This is a genomic window from Streptomyces solicamelliae (assembly GCF_045348655.1).
In the GTDB taxonomy this organism is placed as follows: Bacteria; Actinomycetota; Actinomycetes; order Streptomycetales; family Streptomycetaceae; genus Streptomyces; species Streptomyces solicamelliae.
The window spans coordinates 1,329,992-1,341,758 of the sequence record NZ_CP160404.1; the positions used below are offsets into that span (position 1 = coordinate 1,329,992).

The window sequence follows — 11,767 nt, forward strand, 5'->3', positions numbered from 1 at the left end:
ACCCCATGACTGTGATCGTCCGTGACGTACGGCCGGAGGACGCCGCGGGCTTCGCCCGGGTCCGGCGCGCCGCCCTCCCCTTCATGCTCGCCACCGCCGAGCAGGCAGCCTTCGACTGGGCCCATGCCCATCCCGACGCCCGTGCCCGGCCGCTGGTCGCCGAGGCGGACGGCCGGATCATCGGTACGGCGCAGGTCAGCCTGTACCACGACAGCCCGCAGGAAGGCGCCGGGACGCTCAACGTGTACGTCGACCCCGAGCACCGGCGGCTCGGCGCCGGATCGCTGCTGGTCCGCGCCGCCGAGGAGCACCTGGCGGAGCAGGGCGCGACGGACCTCTACACCTGGGTGCTGGACGAGCCGGGCAACCGCGCCTTCGCCGAGCTGCACGGCTACGCCGCCCGCCGCTCCGCCCACTTCCTCCGGCTCGACCTGGCCTCCGCCCCGCTGCCGGAGCCTCAGGCCCCGCCCGCGGGCGTGGAGCTGCGTCCGGCCGCCGACTTCGCGGCCGACCCGCGGCCGCTGTTCGAACTGGACGCGCTGACCACGGCCGACGAGCCGGGCGACGTGAGCGCGGAACTCGACGACTACGACCACTGGCTGGCGACGACCTGGCGGCACCCGCTGTTCAGCGCCGAACTGACCACCGTCGCCTTGGTCGACGGGGCGCCCGCCGCGTTCTCCGCCGCGCAGGTCGACGGCGCCGGCAGGTACGTCACCGGCATGACGGGCACCGCGCCCGCCCACCGCGGCCGGGGTCTGGCGAAGCTGGCCAAGAACGACTCGCTGCACCGCGCCCGCGCGGCCGGCTGCACGGAGGCGTTCACCGGCAACGACGCGGAGAACGGTCCGATGCTGGCCATCAACAAGTGGTTCGGGTACGAGATCTGTGCGACGGAGGTCAGGCATGTCCGCAGCGTCGGCTGAGGTCGAGGTCGTGCTGGTGAAGGCGGGCAGGACGAAGATCCGCTACCCGGCCGGGGTCGTCGCCGACGACGGCGTACGGCTCACCGTCCGCGCGCCCTGGGCGGCGGACGGGGTGCGGGACTTCGGCTTCGTGCGGTTCGAGCCGGGCGACGTCTTCACCGAGCACTACTGGCGCGACCGGTGGTACGCGGTGAAGGAGGTCCGCTCCGGCGACGGCACGCTCAAGGGCTGGTACTGCGACGTGACCCGGCCGGCCGCGGTCGACGGCGGCCGGGTGGTGGTCGAGGACCTCGACCTGGACCTCTGGGTGTCCGCGGACGGCCGCGAGGTGCTGCGCCTGGACGAGAACGAGTTCGCCGCGAGCGGCCTGGCCGCCGCCGATCCGGAGGCGGCCGGGTCCGCCGTCGCCGCGCTGGACGAGCTGGAGGCCCTGGGCCGGGACGGCCTGCTCGCCCTGCTCGCCGGCTGGGGCCTGTCCGGCGGATCGGGGTCGGAAACGCCGCGGCCCCGGCCGTGACCCGCCGGGCAGGCCCTAGCCCAGCGACACGTCCGCGTCGTCGACGGCCCTGAACGAGGGCAGCGGGATGCCCAGGGCCTCCGTGGTCAGCTGCATCAGCGTGGCCTGCACCGTGGCCGCGCCCGGCCGGTAGGCGGGGTCGTTCACGACGGCGGAGTTGGTCCAGGTGCGCAGCTGCCCGTCGCAGACGGCGCGGGTGCCGCCGATGCCCTGGGAGCGCTCGCCCTGGACGAGGGTGCTGCTGACGAAGACCGGTCCGGCGCTGTCGTCGAGGCAGCGGTACGTGCCGGTGAGCGTCACGGTGCCGTCGGCGGCCAGCGCTCCGGCCGCGTCGACGGTCACGCCGTCGGCTGCCGGGGCGGCGTGGGCGGTCGCCGCGCCGGCGAGCAGCAGCGCCGCGGCGACGGTGCCGAGGAGGTGACGTACGCGCATCTGGGGGTCCCTTCGGGGTGGGGAGGGTGCCGGGGCGGCACCGCTGCCCGCCAGGGATACCCGACCGGCCGTCCGTTCCGTCCGACCCTCACCCCATCGGTGGCGCGCCCAGGACCTTGCGGTAGTGGATCCGGTCGTACGGTCCTTCCGCGCCGTGCTCGACGACCTCGTAGCCGTAGCGCGCGTACAGCTCCCGGTTCTCCCGCATCAGCGCGTGGGTGAGCAGCCGGACCTCGGGGGTGCCGAGCGCGCGGGCGTGCTCCTCCACCCAGGTGAGCAGATGACGGCCGAGGCCGGTGCCGCGGACGTCGGGGCGGACGGCGACGATGTCCAGGTACAGGTGGTCGTCCTCGGGGATCACCACCACGAGCCCGGTGACGGGCGCGCCGCAGACGAACACCCGGCCCGCGGCGACGTTCGCCGCGTGGTCCGCCTCCATCGGGGCCGGCACGCGGCCGATCCGTTCGATGTAGGGCGTGAAGGCCGCGTCGATCACGGCCTTCACGGCGGGTACGTCGGCGGCCGTCGCGGGCCGGGGTGCGTCGTGCGTCTGGCGGTCCGTCATTCCGCCACGGTACGGCGGGTGTTCACCGCCTTCCGCACCAGGGGCCAGGCCAGCAGGAGCGCGATCACGGCGTACACGGTGACGGCGAACGGGGTGTTCACCAGGCCGGTGAGCGAGCCGTCGCTGATCTGCAGGGCGCGGCGCAGCTGCTGTTCGGCGGCCGGGCCGAGGATGACGCCGATGACGGCGGGCAGCACGGGCAGCCCGTACCGGCGCATGCCGAAGCCGATGAGGCCGATGATCAGCAGCACGACCAGGTCGAACGCCTCGCCGCCGACCGCGTACGCGCCGACCGCGGCGAAGAACAGGATGCCGGCGTACAGGTACGGGCGCGGGATGCGCAGCAGCTTGGCCCACACCGGTGCGAGCGGCAGGTTGAGCGCGAGCAGCAGCACCATGCCGACGAACAGCGAGGCGATCAGGCCCCAGACCAGCTCGGGTTCGCGTTCGAAGAGCAGCGGGCCGGGCTGGATGCCGTACTGCTGGAAGGCGGCGAGCATCACGGCGGCGACGGCGGTCGTGGGCAGGCCGAGGGTGAGCATGGAGACGAGGGTGCCGGCCGCGGAGGCGGAGGCCGCGGACTCGGGTCCGGCGACGCCCTCGATGGCGCCCTTGCCGAACTGGTCCTTGTGCTTCGACAGCCGCTTCTCGGTGACGTACGACAGGAAGGTCGGGATCTCCGCGCCGCCGGCCGGGATCGCGCCGAGCGGGAAGCCGATGGCGGGGCCGCGCAGCCAGGACTTCCAGGTGCGCCGCACGTCGTCCTTGCCGAGCCAGGGGCGGCCGACCGGGACGGCCTCGCCGGCGGTGCGGCGCAGGTGGGCGGCGACCCACAGGGCCTCGCCGATGGCGAAGAGGCCGACCGCGACGATGACGACGTCGATGCCGTCGGCGAGCTGGAGCGAGCCGAAGGTGAGCCGCTGCTGGCCGGTCATCTGGTCGAGGCCGACCAGGCCGAGGGTGAGGCCGATGAGCAGGGAGGCCAGGCCGCGGATCCGGGAGGAGCCGAGGACGGAGGTCACCGCGAAGAACGCGAGGACCATGAGCGCGAAGTAGTCCGGCGCACCGATGCCGACGGCGAGCTTCGCGACCGTGGGCGCGAGGACGACCAGCAGGATCGTGCCGATCATGCCGCCGGCGAAGTGGCCGACGGCGGCCGCCGCGAGGGCCTGCGCGCCGCGGCCGGCCTTGGCCATCGGGTTGCCTTCGAGCGCGGCGACGACGGCCGCGCTCTCGCCGGGGGTGTTGAGCAGGATGGAGGTGGTGGAGCCGCCGAACATGGCGCCGTAGTAGATGCCGGCGAACATGATGAACGCGCCGGTCGGTTCGAGTCCGTACGTGACGGGCAGCAGCAGCGCGACGGCCATGGCGGGGCCGATGCCGGGCAGGACGCCGATGGCGGTGCCGAGGAGCACGCCGAGGGCGGCCCACAGCAGGTTCACCGGGGTGAGCGCGGTGCCGAATCCGTCGACGAGGGAGGTCAGGGAATCCATGGGTCAGAGCACTCCCATCAGCGGGCCGCCGGGCAGCGGGACTCCGAGCAGGTTGTTGAAGACGACGTAGGTGACGAGGGCGAGGGCCGCGGCGATCAGCGGGTCGCGCCGGAGGTGCCGGCTGCCGAGGGCGTACGCGGCGCCCCAGAAGAGCAGTGCGCCGGAGACGGGGAAGCCGAGCGGGCCGACGAGGACGGCGAAGCCCAGGAAGACGCCGACGAGGAGCAGGACGGTGCGGTGGTCGCCGGGTTCGGACAGGTCGACGTCCTCACCGGCCTCGGACTCGCCGCGGCCGCCGCGGAGCACGTCGACGGCTAGCAGGACGGCGACCAGCAGCAGCCCGGCACCGACGACGAGGGGCACGGTCTTCGGCCCGACCGGCCCGCGCTGGCCGATGTCGACGGACATGGTGAGGGCGTCGCCGAGGACGAGCACGCCCAGGGCGAGCAGGATGAGGCTGACGCCGAGCTCGGAGTGCTCACGCAGCCAGGAGGCGCGGGTGGCGGTGGCCGTCGTGGCCGGTCCGGCCGGGTCGGTCGGGTCGGTCGGGTCGGTCGGGTCGGTCGTGGTCGTCACAGCCCCAGCTCCTTGAGTACCGACCCGACGCGCGAGTCCTCTTGGTCGAGAAAGTCGCCGAACGCGTCGCCGGCGAGGAAGGCGTCGTTCCACCCGTGGGTCTTGAGCGACGCGCGCCACTCGGGCGAGTCGTGCAGCTCGGTGACCAGGCCGACGAGCTTGTCGCGTTCGGCGTCGGTGAGGCCGGGCGGGGCGACGATGCCGCGCCAGTTGATGAACTCGGTGTCGACCCCGGCCTCGCGCAGGGTGGGGGCGTCGAGTCCGGGGACGCGCTCGGGGCCGGTGACGGCGAGCAGCCGGAGTTCGCCGGACTTGATCTGGTCGAGGTACTCGCCGACGCCGGAGACGCCGAAGGCGACCTTGTCGCCGAGGATGGAGGCGAGGAGTTCGCCGCCGCCGTCGAAGGGCACGTAGTTGACGGACTTCGGGGCGATGCCGGCCGCCTTCGCCATCAGCATGGGGGCGAGGTGGTCGGGGCCGCCGGGCGAGGAACCGCCGCCGACGGGCAGCTTGCCGGGGTCCTTCTTCCAGGCGGCGAGCAGGTCCTCGATGGTCTTGTACGGGGAGTTCTTGCCGACCACGACGATGTCGGGCTCCATGGTGAGCCGGGCGATCGGGGTGGTGTCGGCGAGGGTCTTCGGGGTCTTGTTGGTGTGGACGGCGCCGACGACGCCGAGGCCCATCGACATGGCGAGCCGGCCGTTGCCGTGCTCGCCGACGAGCCGGGTGAGGCCGACGGTGCCGCCGGCGCCGGGCAGGTTGAACACCTCGATGTCGCCGGTCAGGTCGGCGTCCTCGGCGTTCTTGGCGACGGTGCGGGCGGTGATGTCGTAGCCGCCGCCGGGGGTGTTGGGGACCATGACGCGCAGGCCGGGTATCCGGGTGCCGGTGTCGGAGCCGCTGCCGGGGGTGAGCAGCGGCGGCCCCACCAGCACCAGCAGCGCGGCCCCGAGCAGGGCGAGGGGGGTGCGCAGACGCACGTGTGCCGCCTCTCGGTCGGGAATGTGAAGTGGCCCACATGTTGCCCGCGCGTTAAGAAGCTGTCTCTCTTCCGCAATCAACGGACGTTGTGGTCCTTGTGGTCGCGACCTAGCGTGTCCGCGTGACGAAGGTGCTGGTGGTGGACGACGACTTCATGGTCGCGAAGCTGCACGCCCGGTTTGTCTCGGCCGTGGCGGGTTTCTCCGTGGTCGGGGTGGCGCACAACGGCGCGGAGGCGCTGCGGGCGGCGCGGGAGCTGCGGCCGGACCTGGTCCTCCTGGACATCTTCCTGCCTGACATGGACGGCATCGACGTCCTGCGGGAGCTGCGGGCGGCGGAGCTGGGCGTGGACGCGCTGTTCATCACCGCCGCGCGGGACGCGGGCACGGTCCGCTCGGCGCTGCGCGCGGGCGCGCTGCACTACCTGATCAAGCCGTTCAACCAGGCGGCGCTGCGGGAGCAGCTGCTGCACGTGGCGTCGCTGCGGGCGCGGCTCGACGGCCTGGAGGAGGCCCGCCAGGAGGACGTGGACCGGATCTTCGGCGCCCGCCCGCCGGGCTCCCGCGAGCTCCCCAAGGGCCTCGCCGCCCACACGGCGGACCTGGTGGAGGGCATCCTCCGCGCCCACCCGGAGGGCCTGTCGGCCACGGAGTGCGCCGAGGCCGGCTCCCTGTCCCGGGTGAGCGCCCGCCGCTATCTGGAGTACTTCGCGGAGACGGGGCGGGCGGAGGTCACGCTGCGGTACGGGGGGACGGGGCGGCCGGAACGGCGGTACCGGACGCGCTAGGGTCCGGTACGCGTCACGAGTCGTCCGCGGCCGCCCGTTCGAGGCCGCCGTCGATGATGCTCCTGACCTCGTCGGACAGGCCCTCGACTGAGGCGAGCCGGGTAAGGGCGGCAACGCTCTCGGGCATCCGCCACGTCTGGTGCAGCGCCCAGGCGGCCCGCTCCGCCGCCATGCCGCTCGGCACGTACCGCTCGGCGAGGTCCTGGAGCCAGGGGGTCATGGCGACCTCGTCGTCGACATAGAGGCCGCACCAGTGGAGTGTCGCCGCGGCGATCCACGACGTGATCAGGCGCACCGAGCGGGCGGCGAAGTCCGTGGTGTCGCGCCCCTGCCGCGCCCATTCCGCCTCGGCCTCGGCCATGTGCAGGGCTGTGACGTCCCGGGCGCGCGGCATCTGCTCCAGCAGCACGTCCCGCAGGACCACCCATTCCGGCCAGTCCGCCTCGTCGAGGTCCTTGAGCCGGACCTCCTCGGGGGGGAGCGGTTCTGCCAACGGCTCCGCCGGCAGGCACTCTTCGAGCAGGGCCCGTGCGTACGCCAGGTTCTCCTCGCTCTCCTCCGTGTGCACGGGCCAGGCGTGTTGGTCCCACCACGCGTACGGGTACGCGCGCAGGGCCTCCGGCAGCAGCGGGGTGTCGGCGCCGTTCACTTGACTCCCAGGTAGTCCATCGCGCTCTTCGGGTCGTTCATCTTGCCCGAGTCGAGCGCCGCGCGCTTCTCGGCGTCGGACTTGGCGTTCCAGGCGGTATCCATGGCCTTGATCTGCTGCGGGGTGAAGTCCTGGCCGGCGATGCGGACGTTGAGATCGTTGTCGGCGATGGTCTGAGCCGGCGTGCCCTCGGGGGTGTAGTTCTTCCTCCTGTCCGTCTGGTAGCCGTCGAAGATCTTGTGCCAGTCCTTCTGCTGCTCAATCTCGTACCGGGCGACGCGCGGCGGATTGGCGCCGTCCTTCTTGGCCCACTCGGCGATCCGCGCCGCCTGGTCCGGGAGGGTCCACTTGGTGGCGGCGTTGGCCGTGTTCTTGACCTCCACGAGATGGACGTTCCCGTCCTTGCCCTTGTAGGTCACGTCAACCTCGGGGACCGGGTTGTAGTCGACGACGGTGCCGTCGCCGAAGTCGGCCTCGTACGGACTGTCGGACTTCTTCGGCTGCTTGAGGCCACCGTGCACCCGCGTGCCGTCGGCCGCCTCGCCGATCATCCGCTGGGCGACACGCGCCTCCGCCAGGTACTCCGCCAGCTGATGCCGGCCGTCCGCTCGGAGAACGCCGCTTCCCAGCGAGCCCCTGCTGGTGGCGTCGATCCCGGGGTTCTTGAGGATCCCGTCGAGCTCGTCGAGCACGGCGGCCAGTTCTTCCTTGCTGAACTCGCGCTTGCTGTAGTCCGGGTCGTCCTTCGCCTGGCTCACCAGTTTGTCGATGGCCTTCTCGTTGAGTGTGAATCGTTCGCTCTTGGGTGTCTTCTGCTTGTCGTTGGCGTTCCGGATGGTCTCCTTGATCCGGTCCGCCACCTCACCGAGCTCTGCCGTATCGGCGGTTTTGTCCGCCTCGTCGGCCTGCTTCCGGGCCTCGCGGGCGTTGTCCGCCTCTGCGCCGGTGCAGGGCGGCTCACCACCCTCCGCGGCGAAGGCCACCGGGATCGCGGCCGGCGCGGCCGCGATGACGCCCGTGCCGCTGCCGGGGACGCCCCGGACGGGGCGTGGGACGCCGCCGCCGTACGGGACCTGGAGCAGCGCGCCGAGCGCGATCTTGCACTCGCCGGCCTCCTCGACCTTCTTCTCCGCGTCGTCGGCGATCCGGTCCGCCTCGTCCGCCGCGTCCCGCGCGCCCTTGGCGTCGCCCGCGTCCGCGGCCTTCTTGCCACGGCCGACCGCGTCCTTCGCCTTGCCCGCGGCTTCGGAGATCGAATCGGTGATCTTCCCGAGCCGGCCCAACTTGCCGAGCTTGCCGGCGAACTTGGCGCCGTTGTAGCCGGGGATGAAGAGGGAGCCGACGTTCCAGACGACGTTGGTGCCCGCCTGGACCTTCTCGCCGCGGTTCCAGCTGTCCTTCACGTCCTGGCCGATGAACATGTCGTCCAGGACCTTCACGCCGACGTCGACACCGCTGCCGCCCCAGTCGGTGAGGGCGTCCAGGTAGTCGCCGTCGTCCCACTTCTTGCCGGCGTCCTTGGTGCCCTCGGACCAGACGTCGCCGAGCAGGCTGCCGTAGTCGGCGAGGCCCGTGAGGCTGTCGATGGGGTGCATGACGGTGTCCCACATACCGCCGAGGTCTCCGCCGATGCCGTCGACGAAGAGTCCCTCCAGGACCTGGCCGCCGTAGTCCCAGGTGCAGCCCCAGAAGCCGGAGCAGTCTTCCTTCTTGTCGTCTCCGCCGTCGTCGCCGCCCTTGTCGTCCTCGCCGCCCGGCTTGACGTCGCCGATCGGCTCGTACGGGTCGGTGGGGTCGCCGGCGTCGTCGTCCTCGGAGGCGCCGGGCAGGGTGGCGCCGGGGCCGTCCTGGGTGGTGCCGTCCGGGTTCGTGGTACCGGAACCACCGTCGGCGCCGCCAGTGCCACCGTTCGCGCCGCCGGTGTCACCGTTCGCACCGCCGTCGGCCCCGTCGCCCGTGCCGCCGTCCGCGCCGTCGCCCGCCTGCGTCGTCGTGTCGCCGCCGCCGTCCGCCGGGCAGGACTGGCCGACGAGGGAGCAGACCGCCTCCTTGAACTCGCCGGCCATCCGGCCGCCGACGTTCGTCATCAGCAGCGCCGCGATGATCGCGACGACCAGGATGATCATGCCGGTGTACTCGAGCGCCGACTGGCCTCGGTCCCGCTTCCAGGTGATCATGTGGGCCACCGAGAACGGCGGCTGGTCGCTCCGCTCGGACGGGTCCGAGTCGAACCACTCCCGCGTGTCCTGCATGCACAGGAACGCCAGGATCACGACGGGCAGCAGGAGTTGGGTGAAGCCCTGGACCGATCCGTCGCGCAGGTTGGTCAACCCGCCTACGATCAGCCAGATCTGAACGGCGATCAGGCCCCAGCGGAGCTTGTTCCCGCCCGTCCAGACGCGCCGTACGAGCAGCCAGCCGACGACACCCGGCGCCGCCGCGTACAGCAGCATGCCGAGCACCACGCCGTCCAGCGCGCCGGCCTGGACGGCGGACAGCATCAGGCCGAGCCCGCCGAAGACCGTCATCCCGAACAGGAAGAACACAAGCCAGCGCGCGACCACCAGCGGCGTCGGCATGGAGCGTCGCGCGGATCCACCCGGTCCGGTGAGTCCGGCGGTGTTGACGTAGAAGGACATACTCGGTCCACCCCCCGGCGGCCGAGAATAGGCCATACGAGCGTGCAACACACATTCGATCCAGGACCGACTCCGGTTCCCGCCCGGCACTTTGGGCCCGGTCCGCCGTGCGCCCGCCCCCGTACCTCAGCCCGCGCTTACCCCCGCCTTAACGCCGCCCTAAAGATCCGCCCGCGCCCGTTCCGACGGCCCGATCCGGGGTTTCGTAGGGGCCGGACCACCGGTCCCGCACCCTCGAACCTCCAAGGAGACCGTCGTCATGACCGCTCGTCGCAAGACCGCCGCCGGAACCCTCGCCCTCGGACTCGCCTCGCTCGCCCTCGCCGGGCCCGCCGCCTCCCCGGCCGCCGCGCACGGATCGATGACCGATCCCGTCAGCCGGGTGTCCGCCTGTTACGCGGAGGGGCCCGAGAGCCCGGACTCGGCGGCGTGCAAGGCGGCCGTGGCGGCGAGCGGGACGCAGGCGTTCTACGACTGGAACGAGGTCAACATCGGCGACGCGGCCGGGCGGCACCGCGAGCTGATCCCGGACGGCAAGCTCTGCAGCGCCGGCCGGGACAAGTACAAGGGCCTCGACCTGGCCCGCGCCGACTGGCCGGCCAGCCCGTTCGCCGCCGGGAAGCACACGTTCCGGTACAAGGCGACCGCCCCGCACCGCGGTTCCTTCGCGCTCTACGTCACCAAGGACGGTTACGACCCGACGAAGCCGCTGAAGTGGTCGGACCTGGAGGCGAAGCCCTTCGCCACGGTCACGAACCCGCGCCTGGAGAACGGGGCGTACGTGTTCGAGGGGACCGTGCCCGCCAAGTCCGGGCGGCACCTGATCTACTCCGTCTGGCAGCGGTCCGACTCCCCCGAGGCGTTCTACACCTGCTCCGACGTCGTGTTCGGGAAGGACACGGGCCAGGACTCGGGTAAGGAGGCGGGCGGCGGCACGACCCCCGCCCCGGCCCCCAGCGCGCCCACCGACCAGCAGATCGAGGACGGTGCCGGGAAGTCCTCCGTCGACCACGGCGGACACGGGGGTGACGACGGCCACGAGACCACCGCCGCCACCCCCGCTCCGAACGCGCCCGCTCCCGCCGGCGCCCCTGCTCCCGCCTCCGCCTCCGGCGCGGACGAGGAGCTCGCCGAGACCGGCGGCGACGCGTCCACGACGTACCTCGCCGCCGGCGGGGCCGGTGTCCTGGCGCTCGGCGCGACCGTGCTGTTCCTGGCCGCCCGCCGCACCGGACGGGCCGCCCGCTAGCCGAACACCGACGCGCAGGTGGTCGGGGTGGCGCGGGCCGGGTCGAGGGCGTTGGCCACCTCGTGGAACGCGATCCGGTCGACCGTCCCGATCGCCACGTGCTCGGAGAGGTCGAGGGCGCACTTGTCCTGCAGGAGCACATTGGTGACGTGCTCGCCGCTGAGGAACTGGGAGCGGTACGGCGTGACCACCTGGTCGTACCGCGTGGCGATGACGGTGTACACGACGCCCGGGACGGTGTCGCCGCCCTCGTTGAGCCGGGTCAGGAAGTCCGAGCCGGCGATCTGGTCGGCGAGGCCCGGCGTGTGGGCGCTGATGAGGCCCTCGGCGCCGGGGAAGTACGGCAGCAGCTTGGTGAGGCCGAGCAGGGTGGTGCCGTGGTTGTCGGGGGCGATCCCGACGAGCGCGTTCACCTTGTCGGCCCCACCGAGGAACTTGAGGTAGTGACGGGGCATCATGCCGCCCTGCGAGTGGCCGACCAGGTCGACCTCGTCGGCGCCGGTGGCGGCGAGGACCCCGTCCACGTACGCGTCGAGCTGCTCGGCCGACTTCGCGATGGGGCCGAGGCCGTGGAAGAAGGGCACGCCGGGCAGCTGGCCGTAGTCGAGGGAGAAGACGCAGTACCCGCGGTTGACCAGGTACGGCGCGAGGCCGAGCCAGTTGTCGATGGAGTTCCCGAGGGTGCCGTGGACCAGCACGACCGGGCGGGGATGGGCGGCGGACGGCTTGCAGGCGTAGTTGTTCCAGCCGCGGCTGGGGGCGGTGTCGGCCTGGGCCGCGGCGGTGGGGGCGAGGGTCGCGGCGACCGTGAGCAGGAGCACGGTCACGGCTCTGAGCAGGTGTTTCCAGGGCAGCATCGATCGATCTCCTTGCGGCTCAAGGGAAATCAGGGATGAACGCCGGCAGGAGCCCTGCGGCCGGCGAGGACCGCAGGTGGGGATGCTCCGCTCATG

At 72.4% G+C, this 11,767-nt stretch carries 12 protein-coding genes; 4 read left to right on the forward strand and 8 right to left on the reverse strand.

The genetic code is table 11. From position 1 onward, the window contains the following. Positions 1-5 precede the first annotated feature (5 nt). On the forward strand, positions 6-926 hold the full coding sequence (locus ABZO31_RS06170) for a GNAT family N-acetyltransferase (protein ID WP_406859989.1): 921 nt from the start codon (positions 6-8) through the stop codon (positions 924-926). Beyond that, a complete protein-coding gene (locus tag ABZO31_RS06175; protein ID WP_406859990.1) occupies positions 907-1,443 on the forward strand; it encodes a DUF402 domain-containing protein in 537 nt (178 codons plus the stop codon). Before ABZO31_RS06170 ends, ABZO31_RS06175 begins: the two co-directional genes overlap by 20 nt. Positions 1,444-1,458: 15 nt before the next feature. Here ABZO31_RS06175 and ABZO31_RS06180 read toward each other — a convergent pair whose 3' ends face one another. The 5 genes from ABZO31_RS06180 to ABZO31_RS06200 form a co-directional block, all read right to left on the reverse strand. Then, entirely contained in the window at positions 1,459-1,875 is a 417-nt protein-coding gene (locus ABZO31_RS06180; protein WP_406859991.1) for a DUF6299 family protein, read from the reverse strand. Positions 1,876-1,963: 88 nt separating this feature from the next. Next, positions 1,964-2,440 (reverse strand): GNAT family N-acetyltransferase, encoded by a 477-nt coding sequence (locus ABZO31_RS06185; RefSeq protein WP_406859993.1) that lies wholly within the window; start codon positions 2,438-2,440, stop codon positions 1,964-1,966. Further along, on the reverse strand, positions 2,437-3,933 hold the full coding sequence (locus ABZO31_RS06190) for a tripartite tricarboxylate transporter permease (protein WP_406859994.1): 1,497 nt from the start codon (positions 3,931-3,933) through the stop codon (positions 2,437-2,439). Before ABZO31_RS06190 ends, ABZO31_RS06185 begins: the two co-directional genes overlap by 4 nt. 3 nt (positions 3,934-3,936) lie before the next feature. Next, positions 3,937-4,509, reverse strand: a complete 573-nt coding sequence (locus tag ABZO31_RS06195; protein WP_406859995.1) for a tripartite tricarboxylate transporter TctB family protein — start codon at positions 4,507-4,509, stop codon at positions 3,937-3,939. Further along, a complete protein-coding gene (locus tag ABZO31_RS06200) occupies positions 4,506-5,489 on the reverse strand; it encodes a Bug family tripartite tricarboxylate transporter substrate binding protein (RefSeq protein WP_406859996.1) in 984 nt (327 codons plus the stop codon). Before ABZO31_RS06200 ends, ABZO31_RS06195 begins: the two co-directional genes overlap by 4 nt. 122 nt (positions 5,490-5,611) lie before the next feature. On the opposite strand from ABZO31_RS06200, the gene ABZO31_RS06205 reads away from it, so the two are divergent. Continuing rightward, the gene (locus ABZO31_RS06205; RefSeq protein ID WP_406859997.1) at positions 5,612-6,277 is read left to right on the forward strand and encodes a response regulator; all 666 of its coding nucleotides are present in this window, start codon (positions 5,612-5,614) and stop codon (positions 6,275-6,277) included. Positions 6,278-6,290: 13 nt separating this feature from the next. Here the strand turns inward: ABZO31_RS06205 and ABZO31_RS06210 are convergent, their stop codons facing one another. Together ABZO31_RS06210 and ABZO31_RS06215 are read right to left on the reverse strand one after the other, a co-directional pair. Further along, a complete protein-coding gene (locus tag ABZO31_RS06210; RefSeq protein WP_406859998.1) occupies positions 6,291-6,926 on the reverse strand; it encodes a hypothetical protein in 636 nt (211 codons plus the stop codon). After that, the gene (locus tag ABZO31_RS06215; RefSeq protein WP_406860000.1) at positions 6,923-9,565 is read right to left on the reverse strand and encodes a hypothetical protein; all 2,643 of its coding nucleotides are present in this window, start codon (positions 9,563-9,565) and stop codon (positions 6,923-6,925) included. Before ABZO31_RS06215 ends, ABZO31_RS06210 begins: the two co-directional genes overlap by 4 nt. A 259-nt stretch (positions 9,566-9,824) precedes the next feature. Here ABZO31_RS06215 and ABZO31_RS06220 point away from each other — a divergent pair, with 259 nt between their 5' ends. Beyond that, complete coding sequence (locus ABZO31_RS06220) at positions 9,825-10,814, forward strand: lytic polysaccharide monooxygenase (protein ID WP_406860001.1); 990 nt, start codon at positions 9,825-9,827, stop codon at positions 10,812-10,814. Here the strand turns inward: ABZO31_RS06220 and ABZO31_RS06225 are convergent. Next, positions 10,811-11,671 (reverse strand): esterase/lipase family protein, encoded by an 861-nt coding sequence (locus ABZO31_RS06225; protein ID WP_406860002.1) that lies wholly within the window; start codon positions 11,669-11,671, stop codon positions 10,811-10,813. The genes ABZO31_RS06220 and ABZO31_RS06225 overlap by 4 nt on opposite strands. Positions 11,672-11,767 lie beyond the last annotated feature (96 nt).